The sequence below is a fragment of the Micromonospora sp. DT53 genome (assembly GCF_049841535.1).
Classification (GTDB): domain Bacteria; phylum Actinomycetota; class Actinomycetes; order Mycobacteriales; family Micromonosporaceae; genus Micromonospora.
Window position 1 is genome coordinate 128,674 of record NZ_JBNCKM010000001.1, and the last position, 17,162, is coordinate 145,835.

The 17,162-nt window shown below is 71.6% G+C and carries 13 protein-coding genes; all 13 read left to right on the top strand.

Annotated elements, in window-relative coordinates:
* Nucleotides 1-165 precede the first annotated feature (165 nt).
* The 13 genes from ACLQ3B_RS00650 to ACLQ3B_RS00710 all read left to right on the top strand — a co-directional run bounded on the left by ACLQ3B_RS00650 (nucleotide 166) and on the right by ACLQ3B_RS00710 (nucleotide 17,094).
* Nucleotides 166-1,674 carry a sugar ABC transporter ATP-binding protein gene (locus ACLQ3B_RS00650; protein WP_425777988.1) on the top strand — a complete coding sequence of 503 codons (1,509 nt, stop codon included), beginning with the start codon at nucleotides 166-168 and terminating at the stop codon, nucleotides 1,672-1,674.
* Entirely contained in the window at nucleotides 1,671-2,798 is a 1,128-nt protein-coding gene (locus tag ACLQ3B_RS00655) for an ABC transporter permease (protein WP_238661840.1), read from the top strand. The genes ACLQ3B_RS00650 and ACLQ3B_RS00655 overlap by 4 nt, the downstream gene beginning before the upstream one ends.
* A 98-nt stretch (nucleotides 2,799-2,896) precedes the next feature.
* Nucleotides 2,897-3,949 (top strand): substrate-binding domain-containing protein, encoded by a 1,053-nt coding sequence (locus ACLQ3B_RS00660; protein ID WP_425776397.1) that lies wholly within the window; start codon nucleotides 2,897-2,899, stop codon nucleotides 3,947-3,949.
* A gap of 54 nt (nucleotides 3,950-4,003) precedes the next feature.
* Nucleotides 4,004-5,179, top strand: a complete 1,176-nt coding sequence (locus ACLQ3B_RS00665) for a Gfo/Idh/MocA family protein (protein WP_372432751.1) — start codon at nucleotides 4,004-4,006, stop codon at nucleotides 5,177-5,179.
* A 544-nt stretch (nucleotides 5,180-5,723) separates the two neighbouring features.
* Entirely contained in the window at nucleotides 5,724-6,890 is a 1,167-nt protein-coding gene (locus tag ACLQ3B_RS00670; RefSeq protein WP_425776399.1) for an inositol-3-phosphate synthase, read from the top strand.
* The gene (locus ACLQ3B_RS00675) at nucleotides 6,874-7,815 is read left to right on the top strand and encodes an SCO3242 family prenyltransferase (RefSeq protein WP_425776401.1); all 942 of its coding nucleotides are present in this window, start codon (nucleotides 6,874-6,876) and stop codon (nucleotides 7,813-7,815) included. Before ACLQ3B_RS00670 ends, ACLQ3B_RS00675 begins: the two co-directional genes overlap by 17 nt.
* A complete protein-coding gene (locus ACLQ3B_RS00680; protein WP_425776403.1) occupies nucleotides 7,812-8,807 on the top strand; it encodes a sugar phosphate isomerase/epimerase family protein in 996 nt (331 codons plus the stop codon). The genes ACLQ3B_RS00675 and ACLQ3B_RS00680 overlap by 4 nt, the downstream gene beginning before the upstream one ends.
* Nucleotides 8,808-8,879: 72 nt before the next feature.
* Nucleotides 8,880-9,488 (top strand): EboA domain-containing protein, encoded by a 609-nt coding sequence (locus ACLQ3B_RS00685; protein ID WP_425776405.1) that lies wholly within the window; start codon nucleotides 8,880-8,882, stop codon nucleotides 9,486-9,488.
* Nucleotides 9,489-10,346 (top strand): TatD family hydrolase, encoded by an 858-nt coding sequence (locus tag ACLQ3B_RS00690; protein WP_425776407.1) that lies wholly within the window; start codon nucleotides 9,489-9,491, stop codon nucleotides 10,344-10,346.
* Nucleotides 10,346-11,545: a metabolite traffic protein EboE gene (gene eboE / locus ACLQ3B_RS00695; protein ID WP_425776409.1), complete on the top strand. Its 1,200-nt coding sequence runs from the start codon at nucleotides 10,346-10,348 to the stop codon at nucleotides 11,543-11,545. The genes ACLQ3B_RS00690 and eboE overlap by 1 nt, the downstream gene beginning before the upstream one ends.
* Nucleotides 11,542-12,957 (top strand): alkaline phosphatase family protein, encoded by a 1,416-nt coding sequence (locus tag ACLQ3B_RS00700; protein WP_425776411.1) that lies wholly within the window; start codon nucleotides 11,542-11,544, stop codon nucleotides 12,955-12,957. Before eboE ends, ACLQ3B_RS00700 begins: the two co-directional genes overlap by 4 nt.
* On the top strand, nucleotides 12,954-14,021 hold the full coding sequence (locus tag ACLQ3B_RS00705; RefSeq protein WP_425776413.1) for a polyprenyl synthetase family protein: 1,068 nt from the start codon (nucleotides 12,954-12,956) through the stop codon (nucleotides 14,019-14,021). Before ACLQ3B_RS00700 ends, ACLQ3B_RS00705 begins: the two co-directional genes overlap by 4 nt.
* 217 nt (nucleotides 14,022-14,238) lie before the next feature.
* On the top strand, nucleotides 14,239-17,094 hold the full coding sequence (locus ACLQ3B_RS00710; RefSeq protein WP_425776415.1) for a PQQ-dependent sugar dehydrogenase: 2,856 nt from the start codon (nucleotides 14,239-14,241) through the stop codon (nucleotides 17,092-17,094).
* Nucleotides 17,095-17,162: the final 68 nt, after the last annotated feature.

Sequence of the window (17,162 nt, forward strand, 5' to 3'; positions counted from 1 at the left end):
CCCGCAGTCGCGAACAAAGGCCGGCACCGTGAAGCTGTTCGAGATTCCGTCGTGAGCGAGGAGGAGACTGTGGCTCTGCCCGAGGATGACCCCGCCACCGCGTCGGCCGAGGCCGTCGCCGAGGCGCCGCTGGTCGAGGCTCCCGCCGACACCGTCGCGGGCGAGGTGGTCCTGCGCCTCACCGATGTGGTGAAGACCTTCCCCGGCGTACGCGCGCTCGACGGCGTGCAGCTGGAGGTGCGTGCCGGCGAGGTGCACTGCCTGCTCGGGCAGAACGGCGCCGGCAAGTCCACCCTCATCAAGGTGCTCGCCGGAGTGCACCAACCGGATTCCGGGCAGGTGGAGTGGCGCGGTGAGCCGGCCACGTTCACGAACCCGCAGGCCGCCATGAAGGCCGGCATCGCCACGATCTACCAGGAGCTCGACCTCGTCGAGGATCTGTCGGTGGCGGAGAACGCGTTCCTCGGGCACGAGTACCGCAACTTCGGGTTCGTCAGGCGCGGCCGGATGGCCCGGCACACCCGGCAGATCCTCGGCCGGCTCGGCCACGGTGAGATTCCGCCGGGGCGGATGGTCCGGTCACTGCCGGCGGCGGGCAAGCAGATCGTCAGCATGGCGCGGGCGCTGTCGCACGAGGCCCGACTGATCATCATGGACGAGCCGAGCGCGGTGCTGGCCCACGACGAGGTCGGCAACCTGTTCCGGATCATCCGTGAGCTGACCGCGCAGGGCATCGCCGTCATCTACATCTCCCACCGGTTGGAGGAGATCCGCGAGATCGGCGACCGGGTCACCGTACTCAAGGACGGCCGGACCACGGCGGCGAACCTGCCGGCGCGCGACACCCCGACCCGCGACCTGGTGAGCCGGATGACCGGCCGCACCATCGAGTATGTCTTCCCGGACCGGCCGACCGACGACCCCGCCGGCGCCGACCTGCTCCAGGTGGAGGGGTTGACCCGCACCGGCGAGTTCGCCGACGTCTCGCTGAGCGTGCGCGCCGGAGAGATCGTGGGCATCGCGGGGCTGGTCGGCTCCGGTCGTTCCGAACTGCTGGAGACGATCTACGGCGCCCGCCTCCCGGAGGCCGGCACGGTGCGGATGGACGGAAAGGTCCTGCGGCCGGGCGTCGGCGCGGCCGTTCGGGCCGGCATGGGGATGGCCCCGGAGGAACGCAAGAGCCAGGCGCTGCTGCTCGGCGAGCCGATCTACCGCAACGTCACGCTGGCCACCTTCGGCCGGTACGCGCGACTCGGCTTCACCAACGCCGCCAAGGAACGCGCCGAGGCGGACCGGATCGCGGAGACCCTGGAGCTGCGGCCCCGGGACGTCGACCGGCCGGTACGCACGCTGTCCGGCGGCAACCAGCAGAAGGTGGTGGTCGGGCGTTGGCTGCTCGGCGGCACCAAGTTGCTGCTTCTCGACGAGCCGACCCGGGGCGTGGACGTGGGCGCCCGGGCTGAGCTCTACCAGGTCATCCGGGCATTGGCCGCTCAGGGCGTGGGGGTGCTGCTGGTCTCCAGCGAGGTGCCCGAGGTGCTGGGTCTGGCCGACCGGGTGCTGGTCATGCGGGAAGGACGTGTCGTCCGCGAAGCCGCGGCCGGCGAACTCGACGAGAACACTGTGCTTGACCTCGTTATGGCGGGGTCCTTGATGGAAGGCGCACCGGCATGAGCGACGCGACTCCCACTCCCACCGCGACACCGGAGCGCCCGCAGCTTCCGGCGCAGTCGCCGCCGGTGGACCCGGCGGAGACGGCGGTGGCCAGCAACAAGGCAGGTTCCGGGGGCAAGCTCTCCTGGTGGCGGGGTGACGGTGGCGACGGTGCCAAGCGCAACCTCGGCCTGATCGGGGTGCTGGCCGCGCTCATCGTGGTCGGCGCGGTCACCAAGCCCGACCTGTACGGCGACCCGAACTGGGTCTGGAACAACGTCCTGGCCATCCTCCAGTTGGCCTCGGTCGTCGGCGTGGTCACGGTCGGGATGACCTTCGTGATCATCGGTGGTGGCATCGACCTGTCGGTCGGCGCGATCGTCGCGCTGGCCGGGGTCTGGTGCACCACGGTGGCCACCCAGAGCTACGGCGCCGGCGGCATGATCTTCACCGCCCTCGCGGTCGGCATCTGCGTCGGCCTCGTCAACGGTGTGCTCATCTCGTACGGGCGGCTGGTCCCCTTCATCGCGACGCTCGCGATGCTGGTGGCCGCGCGTGGGCTCGCGGCGTCGATCTCCAACAAGCAGACCCAGGTGTCGAGCAGCACGTTCATCAACGACATCGCGGCGCGCAAGGTGATCGGGATTCCGATCCTGGTCTACATCCTCGGCGCGGTCGTGCTGGCCGGTTGGGTCGTGCTCAACCGCACGACCTTTGGCCGGCGCACCATCGCCGTCGGTGGTAACCCGGAGGCGGCCCGGCTGGCCGGCATCAACGTCCGGCGGCACACCATGCTGCTCTACGCGCTCTCCGGTCTGTGCTGCGGCATCGCCGCCATCATGCTCACCTCGCAGGCCACCTCGGCGCAGGCGGCGATGGCCAACCTGTACGAGTTGGACGCGATCGCCGCGGCGATCATCGGTGGGACGTTGCTCAGCGGTGGGCGGGGCACGATCGTCGGCTCGCTGCTCGGCGTCATCATCTTCGCCACCATCACGAACCTCTTCGCCATCAACGGCCTCTCCATCGAGGCGCAGAACATGGTCAAGGGCGGCATCATCGTCGCCGCCGTCCTGGTCCAGCAGTTCCAGTTCAAGTCAGTCACTCGGCTCCTCGCGCGGAACAGGGTCACCACCGCAACCTGACGCACCGCACCGTTGTCCTGGCGACGTCGAGACGTTTCGACGCTGGCCGGGCCTCGCACACCCTCAATAAGTCAAATCCCGCTCCCAGGAGGTCATTAATGACCCAGCACAGTCGCGACCTGTCGCGCCGCCGGTTGCTCTTCGGTGGAGCCGCGGTAGGCGCCGCCACCCTCCTCACCGCCTGCACCAGCAACGACACTCCGGCCGCCAGCACCCAGACCAAGGCCGCCGGAAACAGCGAAGGCAACAACGCCCCGGGCAAGAAGGTCGTCATCGGCTTCTCCGCCCCGGCCGCCGACCACGGCTGGATGGGCGCGATCCACGCGAACGCCAAGGCCCAGGCCGCGGCCTACTCGGACGTGGAGTTCAAGGAGGTCGACGGTGGCTCGAACTCCGAGGCCCAGCGCTCCACGCTCGGCACGCTGATCGCTCAGAAGCCGGACATCATCGTCGTGCTGCCGCACGACGGCAAGGAGGTCAACGCCGTTGCCCTCCAGGCCATGCAGGCGGGCATCCCGATCGTGAACCTCGACCGGGCGTTCCCCGACGCGCTGGCCTCGCGGCTGGTCATCAAGGGCGACAACTACGGCATGGGCGTCTCGGCCGGGCACTTCATCGGCAAGATGCTCAAGGACAAGGGCGTCGCCAACCCGGTCATCGGTGAGATCGCCGGTCTGGAGATCCCGCTGACCGTCGAGCGCAGCAACGGCTTCAAGGCCGCCCTGGCGACGTACGGGTTCACGGTGAAGAACCGCCGCTCGGCGGAGTTCACCTCGGACAGCGGCCAGCGCGAGGCGTCCCAGCTGCTCCAGGCGCTGCCGAAGATCGACGCCATCTGGAACCACGACGACGACCAGGGCATCGGTGTGCTCGCGGCCGTCAAGCAGGCCAACCGGTCGGAGTTCTTCATGGTCGGCGGCGCGGGCTCCAAGCTCGCGATCGACGCGATCAAGGCCGACAACACCGTGCTGAAGGCCACGGTCACCTACAACCCGTCGATGGCCTCCTCGGCGATCTCGCTCGCGCGGCTCGTCGCGCAGGGGCGGGGCCTGGGCGACCTGACGGAGCTGCAGGTGCCCAAGGAAGTGACCCTGGCCTCGGAGACGATCACCAAGGAGAACGCGAGCAGCTACGACAAGCTCGGGTTCTGACATACCGGGGGGAGACCCACCTTGTCCACGACAGACAAAGAACTGCGGGTCGGCATGGTCGGCTACGCGTTCATGGGCGCCGCGCACTCACAGGCGTGGCGCACCGTGAACCGCGTCTTCGACCTGCCGGCGCGGGCCCGGATGGCGTTGATCTGCGGCCGAGACACAGCGAAGGTGGCAGACGCCGCCGACACACTCGGCTGGGACGCATACACCACCGACTGGCGTGACCTGATCAACCGGGACGACATCGACGTCGTCGACATCTGCACACCGGGCGACAGTCACGCCGAGATCGCTCTCGCCGCGTTGGCAGCGGGCAAGCACGTTCTGTGCGAGAAGCCGTTGGCCAACTCGGTGGAGGAGGCACGGGCGATGACCGCCGCGGCGGATGTCGCCCGGGCCGCCGGAGTGCGGTCGATGTGCGGGTTCAACTACCGCCGGGTCCCCGCGGTCACGATGATGCGCCAGTTGGTCGCCGACGGACGGCTCGGGGTGATTCGACACGTCCGTGCGACGTACCTGCAGGACTGGATCGTGGACCCGCAGTTCCCGCTGGTCTGGCGGTTGCAGAAGGACAGGGCGGGCTCCGGCGCGCTCGGTGACATCGGTGCGCACATCATCGACCTGACCCAGTTCGTCACGGGTCAGCGGATCAGCGGCGTCAGCGCGGTCACCGAGACCTTCGTCAAGGAGCGGCCGTTGCCGGCCGAGTCGAGCGGCCTGGCGGCCTCGGTGGACGGCCACACGGCGCCCACCGGACCGGTCACCGTCGACGACGCCGCGGTCTTCGTGGCCCGGCTCGATGGCGGCGCCCTGGCCACGTACGAGGCGAGCCGGTTCGCGACCGGCCGTAAGAACGCGCTGCGTGTCGAGATCAACGGCTCGTTGGGCAGTGTGGTCTTCGACCTGGAACGCCTCAACGAGCTGGAGTTCTACGACGCGACCCGCCCGGCCGTGGAGCAGGGCTTCACCCGCATCCTGGTGACCGAGGGCGAGCACCCGTACATGTCGGCGTGGTGGCCCCCGGGCCACATCATCGGCTACGAGCACTCGTTCACGCACGAGATGCGCGACTTCATCGAGGCGGTCGCCACCGGCGTGGACCCGACCCCCTCCTTCGCCGACGCGTTGCAGGTCCAGCTTGTGCTGGACGCGGTGGCCCGCTCGGCGGAGCTCGGCTCCTCGTGGGCCGAGGTGGAACCGACGCTGACCGCGGCGGCTGTCTGACCATCTGACCATCCGCGATGGCGGTGTTCGCGCCGCCATCGCCCGACCGGCTTTCCGAAGCCGACCGGCGAGGGACCGGCCACGGATTGCGCCCCGTGGCCGGGACAGAGGTCGGAATCGGAGAGCGTGCAGCCGGGCCGTACGGCCCGGTGGCGCACGAGCAGGACGGTCGTCCGGTGCGACCGGACCGGGATTCCCCGGCCGCACCGGAGGACCGCCGCCGCCGGTGATCCGGCGGTCTGAGACGCCCGGCCGGGACGTGCCAACGCCCCGACCGGTCGGATGCGGGGGAGGCAGGGTCGAGACGCCGACCCGACCCTGCCTACCAGCCCCGTCTGCTCGCACCTGCCGGGATCCGGTCCGGTGTCGTCGCCGCCGACGCCGACGTCGGAAGCCGGTGCTGTCCCGGTGGGGGCGGGCGGGCGGGGCCCATCCACCCGGCCCGAAACTTTCCCGAAACCGGGCCGTATCTTTCCGAAACATATTCTGATATTCCTATATTTAGCGGTACCGACGGTTCCTCGTGAATTGGGGAAGGAGCACCATGCGAACAGGTGTCTGGCTGGTAGGAGCGCGCGGGTCCGTCGCGACCACCAGCATCGTCGGGGGGCTCGCGCTGCGGGCCGGCCTGGCCGGGCCCACCGGCTGCGTCACCGAGCTTCCCGAGCTGCGCGGCCCGGCCCTGCCGGCCTTCGCCGATCTGGTCTTCGGCGGGCACGACCTGGCCACCACCCCGCTGTGCAAGCGCGCCGAGGCGCTGGCCGACGCCGGTGTCATCCCCTGGCGGCTGGTCGCCGCGCTCCGCGACGAGCTGGGCGTGGTCGAGCAGGAGCTGCGCCCCGCGCCGGTCGGCGAGACCCAGGCGGATCGGGCCGCCGCCGTGGTCCGCGACCTGACCAGCTTCCGCGAGCGGCACGAGCTGGACCGGGTGGTGGTGGTCAATGTCTCCGCCACCGAGCCGGCCCCCCTACCGCACCCCGGGCACGCCGACCCGGCCGCGCTGCGCGCCGCCCTCGAAGGGCCGGACGAGGTGCTTCCGGTCAGCTCCCTCTACGCGTACGCGGCGGTGCTGGCCGGCTGCCCGTACGTCGACTTCACCCCGTCCACCGGGCTGCGGCTGCCCGCGCTGGCCGCGCTGGCCGAGGAGGCCCGACTGCCGTACGCCGGGCACGACGGCAAGACCGGGGAGACCCTGGTCAAGTCGGTGCTCGCGCCGATGTTCGCGATGCGCAACCTGGACGTGCGCTCCTGGTCCGGGGTCAACCTGCTCGGCGGTGGCGACGGCGCCACCCTCGCCGACCCGGCCGCGAACGCGGCGAAGGTGCAGAGCAAGCAGCGGGTGCTCGGCGAGACGTTGGGTTACGTCCCGCAGGGCGGCACCCGCATCGAGTACGTCGAGGACCTGGGGGACTTCAAGACCGCCTGGGATCTGATCACCTTCAGCGGTTTCCTCGGCACCGGCATGCGGATGGAGTTCACCTGGCACGGCTGCGACTCCGCGCTGGCCGCGCCGCTGGTGCTGGACCTGGCCCGACTCACCGCCGCCGCGCACGCCGCCGGGCAGGTGGGGCCGCTGGCCGACCTGGGCTTCTTCTTCAAGGACCCGCTGGGCTCACCCACCCACTCGCTGGGCGAGCAGTGGGCCCGGCTGACCGCCTTCACCCGGCAGTTGCACGACGGCGGGGACGGTGTCCATGACAACGTTGGCTGATCTTGCCGAGCTGGTCCGGGCGCCGGCCGCGCTCTCGGTGCCCGGTGACGTGATCGCCGGAGCCGCGGCGGCCGGCGCGTTGAGCCCGCGTACCCCTGCCCTGGCCGGCGCGTCGGTGCTGCTCTACTGGGCCGGCATGGCCGCCAACGACTGGGCCGACCGGGGCCTGGACGCCGAGGAACGGCCCGAGCGGCCGATCCCGAGTGGTCGGGTCTCCCCGGCCGCGGCGGTCGGTCTCGCGGCGGGCCTCACGGCCGCCGGCGTGGGCCTGGCCGCCGCCGTGGGCGGTCGCCGCGCCGCCGCGCTCGCCGTGCCGCTGGCCGCCACCATCTGGGGGTACGACCTGCTGGCCAAGAACACCGCTGCCGGCCCGGCCGTGATGGCCGCCTGCCGGGGGCTGGACGTGCTGCTCGGCGCGTCCGGCGGCCGGATGACCCGGGCGTTGCCGGCGGCGGCGACAGTCGCCGCGCACACCTGGACGGTCACCGCGCTGTCCCGCCGGGAGGTCACCGGCGCCGACGCCACCCTGCCGATGCGTACCCTCGCGGGCACCGCGTTGGTCGCCGCCAGCGCAGCCGTCGCCGTGCCGGGCACCCGACGCGCAGCCGCCCGAACGGCGGACCGGGCCGGGACCGTCGACGAGGTGGATGTGCGCACGGGTCGCACCCGGTCGGCCGGAATCGCGGCGGCGCTGCCCGCCGTGCTGGCCGGCTGGTACGCCGCCCGGTACGGCGCCGCCCAGGCCGAGGTGGTCCGCGACCCGTCGGCCGGACGGGTCCGCGCGGCAGTCGGCGCCGGGATCACCGGGTTGCCGGCCCTCCAGGGGGCCCTGACCGCGCGGGGTGGAGCAGGTCTGCTCGGGGTGGCCGTCGCGGCGGCCGCGCCGCTGGGTCGACGGCTGGCCCGGAAGGTCTCCCCGACATGAGCGTCCCCGAGCCCCGGTCCGGAGCGCCTGCCGTCGACGCCGACGCCACGACGCTGCGCCTCGGCTACGGCACGAACGGCTTCGCCAACCACCGGCTCAACGACGCGCTCGCCGTCATCGCCGATCTCGGCTACGACGGAGTGGCGCTCACCCTGGACCACGACCACCTGGACCCGTTCGCGCCCGGGCTCACCCGCCGGGTCGCCGCGGTCGGTCAACGGTTGGAGGCGCTGGGCCTGGCGGTGGTCATCGAGACCGGGGCCCGGTACCTGCTCGACCCGTGGCAGAAGCACGCCCCGACGTTGCTGCACGACGACCCGACCCGGCGGATCGAGTTCCTGCGCCGGGCCGTGCGGATCGGCGCCGACCTGGGCGCGGAGGCGGTGTCGTTCTGGGCCGGTGTCCGACCCGAGGCGGTGTCACCGCAGTGCGCGTGGGACCGGCTGGTGGCCGGCTGCGCCACAGTGGTCGACGCGGCCGACACCGCAGGCGTCACCCTTGGCTTCGAACCGGAGCCGGGCATGTTGGTGCAGGACATCGCCGACTGGCGTCGGCTGCACGCCGCGCTCGACAACCCGGCCCGCTTCGGCATCACCCTCGACATCGGTCACTGCCGGTGCCTGGAGCCCTGGCCGGTGCCGCAGTGCGTCGCCGAGGTGGCCGACCACCTGGTCAACGTGCAGATCGACGACATGCGCCGGGGCGTGCACGAGCACCTGGAGTTCGGTGTCGGCGAGATCGACTTCCCGCCGGTGCTGGCCGCGCTGCGCGACGCCGGCTATCGCGGCCTGGTCGCCGTCGAACTGCCCAGGGACTCGCACGCCGCGCCCGCCGTGGCCGCCCGGTCGATCGAGTTCCTGCGCGCCGCGGCGGCCACCTCGACGGCCGATGGTCGCCGCCGACCCGAGGTACCCGCCGACGCCCTTTGCTCTGCTTCAACGGACGCAACGGCGGCCGTCCGGTATCCGGACACCGACCGTCGCGTGGAGTGAAGCAGAGCAAAGGACGCGCCTAGGCACCTGCGGAGCCGCACAGCAGCACAGCAGCACGAGGGAGGAGACGGGATGACACCGGATTCACTACGGGCCGCGCTGGGAGGCGTACCCGATCCCGACTGGCTGGACACGGCCCTGCGCCGGGTCGCAAGCGAGCCCACCGCGATCACCCGGCTCTTCCCCACCGTCGGCCGCCGCTGCGGTCGGGCCGCGCTGCCCGACGCCCCCGGCTGGACCGCCGACGACGCGGCCCGGGTGCTGCTGCTCACCAGCCTGCCCGGCGACCACGCGGCGTACGCCGAGCGCCTCTACGAGCACGGTGACGCGGCCGAGCGACGAGCAGTGCTGCGGGCCCTGCCGCTGCTGCCGATCGGCGCCGCCGGGGTTCCGTTGCTGCACGACGCGATCCGGACCAACGACACCCGGCTGGTCGGTGCCGCGCTCGGCCCGTACGCGCGCCACCTCGACCCGGCCGCCTGGCGTCAGGCGGTGCTCAAGTGCGTGTTCAGCGGCGTCCCCCTGGCCGCCGTGGCCGACCTGGACACCCGGGCCGACGGGGAACTGGCCGCGATGCTGGCCGCGCTGGCCGCCGAACGGCACGCCGCCGGCCGGGAGTTGCCCGCCGACGCCACCGACCTGCTCGACCGGCTCACCGCCGCACTGCCCCGGGAGGCGTGAATGCGCATCTTCGACCCCCACATCCACATGACCTCGCGCACCACCGACGACTACGAACGGATGGCCGCCGCCGGAGTACGCGCGGTGGTGGAGCCGGCGTTCTGGCTGGGTCAGCCACGTACCAGCGCCGCCTCGTTCACCGACTACTTCGACTCGCTGATCGGCTGGGAGCCGTTCCGGGCGGGGCAGTTCGGGGTGCGCCACTTCGCCACCATCGCGCTGAACCCCAAGGAGGCGAACGACCCGCGCTGCCGTCCGGTCCTCGACCTGCTGCCCCGCTACCTGGACAAGGACGCGGTGGTGGCGGTCGGCGAGATCGGGTACGACTCGATGACGCCCGAGGAGGACGAGGCGTTCGCGGCGCAGCTCGCCCTGGCGGTGGCCTACGACCTGCCGGCGCTTGTGCACACCCCGCACCGGGACAAGGCACGCGGCTGTGAACGGACCCTCGCCGTGGTCGCCGAATCGGGCATCGACGCGGGCCGGGTGGTGGTCGACCACCTCAACGAGGTGACCGTCAAGCTGGTCCGCGACAGCGGCTGCTGGCTGGGCTTCTCCATCTACCCGGACACCAAGATGACCCCGCAGCGGATGGTCGAGCTGCTGCGGGAGTACGGCACGGATCGGATGCTCGTCAACTCGGCAGCCGACTGGGGACGCTCCGACCCGCTGCTGACCCGGGCCACCGGCGAGGCGATGCTGCTGGCCGGCTTCAGCGACGACGACGTCGACAAGGTGTTGTGGCGAAACCCGGTGGAGTTCTACGGGCAGTCGGGGCGGCTCGACCTCAGCGACCTGGACGCCGCCGCCGCCGTGGACCCGCAGACCGGCAACTCGATCCTGCGCGGCGGCAGCTGATGCGGCTGCGACATGCCGGCGGCGAGACCGTGCACCTCGGCTACTGCACGAACGTGCACCCCGCCGAGGACCTCGCCGGCATCCTCGGTCAACTGGACACGTACGCGGTGCCGGTCCGTGCGGCGCTCGGCAGCGACCTGCTCGGGCTCGGCCTGTGGCTCGCCGCCCCGGTCGCCGCCGAGCTGGCAGCCGACCCGACGCTCCGCCGCCGGTTGCGCACCGAGCTGGACGCGCGCGGGCTGGAGGTGGTCACCCTCAACGGCTTCCCGTACGCGGCCTTCCAGGCGCCCGTGGTCAAGCAGGACGTGTACCACCCGGACTGGACCACCGAGCAGCGTCTGACGTACACCCTGAATCTGGCCCGGGTGCTCGCCGACCTGCTGCCCGACGACGCCGCCCGGGGTTCGATCTCCACCCTGCCGCTGGCCTGGCGTCAACCGTGGGACACCGGTCGGGCCGACGCGGCGCGACACCGGCTGGACCAGCTGGCCGCCGGCCTGGCCGCGGTGCAGCGGGACACCGGCCGCGAGGTGCGCGTCGCCTTCGAGCCGGAGCCCGGCTGTGTCATGGAGAGCACCGGTCAGGCGGCCGCGCTGCTGTCCGGGATGGACACCGAACGGCTGGGGGTCTGTCTCGACCTGGCCCACCTGGCCTGCGCCTGGGAAGAGCCCGCGGAGGCGCTGCACCGACTGCGGGCGGCCGGACTGCCCGTGGTGAAGGTGCAGGTCTCCGCCGCCGTCGAGGCCGCCGACCCGGAGGGTGGGGCCGAGGCGTTGCGCCGCTGGGTGGAGCCCCGCTTCCTGCACCAGACCCGGGGCGCCGGTTGCGCCGGCCTGGCCGACCCGGCCGACCCGGCGTACGCGGCCGACGACCTGGACGAGGCACTGGACAAGGCGCTACCCGGCCCGTGGCGGGTGCACTACCACGTGCCGTTGCACGCCCCACCCGAGGAACCGCTCGGCTCGACCCTGCCGGTCCTCCGCGCGGCCCTGAGAGCGCTCTTCGACGGGCCGACCGCGGGCTGCGACCACCTCGACGTCGAGACGTACACCTGGGGGGTGCTGCCGGCCGCACGACGGCCCGGCACCGACGCGGAGCTGGCCGCCGGCATCGCCGCGGAACTGGCCTTCGCCCGAGACGAACTGGTCGGCCTCGGCCTGACCACAGAGCGAACCGTGAGCATGGGGGTGACGCGATGAGCCGGCGACTGGTGGTCCTCGACGTGGTGGGGTTGACACCCCGACTACTGGCGCACATGCCTCGACTGCGGGGTGTCGCCGACGGCGGCTTCCGGGCCGAGCTGGGCACAGTGCTGCCCGCAGTGACCTGCTCGGTGCAGTCCACATTCCTCACCGGCGAGCCGCCCAGCGGGCACGGCATCGTCGGCAACGGGTGGTATTTCCGGGAGCTGGGCGAGGTGTTGCTGTGGCGGCAGCACAACGCGCTTGTCGGCGGGGACAAGCTGTGGCAGGCCGCCCGTCGGGCCGAGCCCGGCTACACAGTCGCCAACGTCTGCTGGTGGTACGCCATGGGCGCCGACGTCAACTGGACGGTGACGCCCCGCCCGGTCTACTACGCCGACGGGCGCAAGGAGCCGGACTGCTACACCGACCCGCCGGAGCTGCACGACGCGCTCACCGGGCGGTTGGGCACGTTCCCGCTCTTCACCTACTGGGGACCGACGGCCGGGCTGCCGTCGTCGCGGTGGATCTGCCAGGCGGCCGAGCAGATCCTCGCCGACGTGTCACCCGACCTGACGCTTGTCTATGTTCCGCACCTGGACTACGACCTGCAACGTTTCGGTCCCTCGTCGGCCCAGGCCGCCGCGGCGGCGGCGGAGCTGGACGCGGTGCTCGGCCCTCTCCTGGACGCCGCCCGGGCCCGGGACGCCACAGTGGTGGTGCTGTCGGAGTACGGCATCACCGACGTGTCCCGGCCGGTGGACGTCAACAGGCTGCTGCGCGCCGAGGGCCTGTTGCGGGTGCACACCCAGGCGGGCATGGAGTACCTCGACCCGTGGACGTCGAAGGCGTTCGCGGTCGCCGACCACCAGATCGCGCACGTCTACGTCAAGGACCCGGCCGACGTGCCGGCGGTGGCGAAGCTCTGCGCCGGCCTGCCCGGGGTGGCCGAGGTGCTCGACGCCGACGGCAAGGCCGCACACGGGCTGGACCATCCGCGCGCCGGCGAGCTGGTGCTGGTGGCCGAACCGGACGCCTGGTTCACGTACTACTACTGGCTGGACGACGCCCAGGCGCCGGACTTCGCCCGGCTGGTGGAAATCCACCGCAAGCCGGGGTACGACCCGGCGGAGCTGTTCTTCGACCCGGCCAACCCCGGTGCCGCCAAAGCCCGCGCCGGGGTGGCCCTGGCCCGCAAGAAGCTCGGCATGCGCTACCTGATGAGCGCGGTCGGCCTGGACGCCGGGGCGCGGGCGGTGCGGGGCTCGCACGGGCGACTGCCGGACGACCCGGCGGACGCCCCGGTGCTGCTCTGCTCCGACCCGACCGCCGCCCGGGACAAGATCGCGGCCACCGAGGTCAAGGCACTGCTGCTGGAGCTGGCCGGGCTGAGCCCCGGCGTCGCGGGCGGGTCGGGGGAGGGGGCATGACGGTCACCGTCGCGCCCACCGACGCCAGCGAGCTGCGGGCGCGCTTCGACGCGGAGCTGGCCGGGTTTCTCAGCCGACAGGGCCCGGACTGGCCGGACGGGGCGCCGCGTGGCGTGTTCACCGCGCTCCAGCGGTTCGTGCTGGCCGGTGGCAAGCGGTTGCGACCGCTCTTCTGCTACTGGGGCTGGCGCGGCGCGGGGGCCGCCGACAGCACCCCGATCGTGGTGGCCGCGGCGGCCCTGGAGCTGTTCCACGCGTTCGCGCTGATCCACGACGACATCCTGGACGGCAGCGACCGTCGTCGGGGTGAGCCGTCGGTGCACAGGCTCTTCGCCGACCTGCACGCCCGCTCGTCGTGGCGCGGTGACCCCGAGGCGTACGGCCGCAACACCGCGCTGCTCTGTGGGGACCTCTGCGCGGCCTGGTCGGATCAGATGTTCCACGAGTGCGGGCTGAGCACCGAGCAGGTGCACCGGGGGTACAGCGTGTTCGCGCTGATGCGGACCGAGGTGATCGCGGGGGAGTACCTGGACCTGGTCTCCGGCGTGGGCGACGGCTCGGTGGCCAGCGCGCTCACCGTGATCCGGATGAAGGCCGCCCGGTACACGGTCACCCGCCCGTTGCAGATCGGCGCGGCCCTGGCCGGCGCGGAGCCGGAGCTGATCGCCGCGCTTGGCGAGTTCGGTGACCCGCTCGGCGACGCGTTCCAGCTCCGCGACGACGTCCTCGGTGTGTTCGGCGACCCGGCGGTGACCGGAAAATCGGTCCTGGACGACCTGCGTGAGGGCAAGCCCACGGTCATGATGGCGCTGGCCCGCAGCGCCGCCGACCGGCCGCAGACCATCCGGCTGCGGGAGCTGTTCGGCAACCCGGCGTTGGACGCCGAGGGCGCGGCGGAGCTGCGCGACATCATCGACGCGACAGGTGCCCGGAAGCGGATCGAGCAGATGATCCGGGTCCGGACCGAGGCCGCGCTCTCCGCCCTGCAGAGCGCCATGGTGGCCGACGAGGCCCGCGCGGCCCTGGTCGCGCTGGCCGGGCAGGCGATCGACCGACGCGCCTGACCGGCGACTTTCGATCAAATCGACAAAAGTTGATGCTGAACCGCCGGAAGGTATGGACACATCGACACGTGCGACTTAGTGTCGTGACCAACACGACAATGTTTCGTCGAGGTGAACCGGCGGCGCGGTAACCCATCGACCCCCCTCACCGCTACGGCATCCGGCGCGACGGCGCGCGCCCGGCCTGGCAGTCACACGTCAGGAAGGGACAGCACAGATGTCCATGAAGGACGCACCGCAACAACGGTCCCGACGATGGTTCTCCGCCGGATCAGCGCTGCTGCTGGCGGTCGCCGCCGGCACGGTCACCCTCGCCGCCGGCTCGGCCCCCGCACAGGCGCACACGATCGTCGCCAGCGACTTCCAGCAGGTCGAGCTGGCCCGCGGCGTGACCGACATGGGTGAGCCGATGTCCCTGGCGGTGCTGCCGGACCGCTCGGTCCTGCACACCGCCCGCAACGGCACCCTGCGCCGCACCGACGCCAACGGCACCACCACCGCGATCGGCACCCTGTCGGTCTACCAGCACGACGAGGAGGGGTTGCAGGGCGTCGGGGTCGACCCGGGCTTCGCCTCCAACCGGTACATCTACCTCTACTACGCCCCGCCGCTCTCCACCCCCGGCGGCGACGCGCCGGCCACCGGCACCGACTTCTCGGCCTTTGACGGGGTCAACCGCCTCTCCCGGTTCACCCTGAACTCCGACTTCACGCTCAACCAGTCGAGCAAGGTCGACGTGCTCGACGTCCCGGCCAGCCGGGGCGTGTGCTGCCACGTCGGTGGGGACATCGACTTCGACGCCGCCGGCAACCTCTACCTGTCCACCGGCGACGACACCAACCCGTTCGAGTCGGCCGGCTACTCACCGCTGGACGAGCGGACCAACCGCAACCCCGCCTACGACGCGCAGCGCAGCGCCGGCAACACCAACGACCTGCGCGGCAAGATCCTGCGGATCAAGGTGAACGCCAACGGCACGTACTCCGTCCCGTCGGGCAACCTGTTCGCCCCCGGCACGGCCAAGACCCGGCCGGAGATCTACGCGATGGGGTTCCGCAACCCGTTCCGGATCAGCGTGGACAAGGCCACCGGCGTGGTCTACGTCGGTGACTACGGGCCGGACGCCGGCTCCACCAGCTCCACCCGCGGGCCGTCCGGCCAGGTGGAGTTCAACCGGGTCGCCGCACCTGGCAACTACGGCTGGCCGTACTGCACCGGCACCAACACCAGCACCGAGACGTACAACGAGTTCGACTTCGCGACAAGCGCCAGCGGCGCGAAGTACAACTGCACCGGCGGGCCGACCAACAACTCGTTCCGCAACACCGGCCTGACCACCCTGCCGCCCGCCCAGCCGGCCTGGATCCGGTACGCCGGCGACGCCGGCACCCCGACCGAGTTCGGCGGCGGCTCCGAGTCGCCGATGGGCGGCCCGGTCTACCGGTACAACGCCTCGTCGACCTCCACCACCAAGTTCCCGCAGTCCTTCGACGGGCAGTTCTTCGCCACCGAGTTCGGCCGCGGCTGGATCAAGCCGATCCACGTCAACTCCGACGGCTCCCGCGGCGCCATCGACACCTTCCCCTGGGTCGGCAAGCAGGTGATGGACTCGGCGTTCGGCCCGGACGGCGCGTACTACGTGCTCGACTACGGCACCGGGTACTTCAACGGTGACGTCAACTCGGCGCTCTACCGCTTCGACTACGTCGGCGGCGGCAACCGGGCACCCACCGCGAAGGCCAGCGCCAACCGCACCTCCGGTGCGGCCCCGCTCGCGGTGACCTTCTCCTCGGCCGGCTCGTCCGACCCCGAGGGCGGCACGTTGACCTACTCGTGGGCGTTCGGTGACGGGACCACCTCGACCGCCGCCAACCCGACGAAGACCTACAGCGCCAACGGCACCTACACCGCCACGCTGACGGTGCGGGACCCGCAGGGCGCCACCGGCAGCAGCAGCGTGCAGATCAGCGTCGGCAACACCGCGCCCACGGTCACGATCAACAACCCGGGCAACGGTCAGCTGTTCAGCTTCGGCGACACCGTGCCGTACAGCATCACGGTGACCGACCCGGAGGACGGCACCATCGACTGCACGAAGGTCAAGATGACCTACGTGCTCGGGCACGACCAGCACGGCCACCAGATCACCTCGAAGACCGGCTGCTCAGGCTCGATCACCATCCCGGTCGACGGTGAGCACGACGACGCGGCGAACATCTTCGCGATCTTCGACGCCGAGTACACCGACGCCGGTGGGCTGACCACGCACACCCAGCACACGCTGCCGCCGCGCCACCGCCAGGCCGAGTTCTACGGCACCTCGTCGGGGATCAGCGTGTTCAGCAAGACCCCGGCCGAGGGCGGCAAGACCGTCGGTGACATCAACAACGGCGACTGGATCGCGTTCCAGCCGTACCAGCTGGGCAACGTGACCTCGTTCAACGCCCGGGTCTCCTCGGCCGGCGCCGGTGGCACCCTCCAGGTCCGGGCCGGCTCGGCCACCGGCACGGTGCTCGGCTCGGCCACGGTCCCGGTGACCGGCGGCTGGGAAACCTTCACCACGGTCACCGGGACGATCACCAACCCGCCGACCGGCACGACCACGCTCTACCTGACCTTCGCCGGGTCGGGCACCGGCGCGCTCTACGACCTGGACGCCTTCTCCCTCGTCACCGGGACGCCCCCGTCCGGTGGGGCCGGGGCGATCAAGGGCCTCGGTGGCAAGTGCCTGGACGTGCGGGGCGCCGCCACCGCCGACGGCACGCAGATCCAGGTCTACACCTGCAACGGCAGTGCGGCGCAGACCTGGGCCGTGACGCCGAACTCGACGATCAAGTCGTTGGGCAAGTGCCTGGACGTCTCGGGTGGCGCCACCGCCGACGGCACCAAGATCCAGCTCTGGACCTGCAACGGCACCGCCGCCCAGAACTGGGCCGCCCAGGCCGACGGCACGCTCCGCAACACGTCGTCGGGCAAGTGCCTCGACGTCTCCAGCAACACCTCCGCTGACAGCACGCCGGTCCACCTGTGGACCTGCACCGCCGCCGCCAACCAAAAGTGGACCCTGCCCTGAGCTGGCGGGAGGGGCCCTTCGACAGCGCCTAGTGTGGTGCGAGGGGCCCCTCCTAACCACAATTAGGA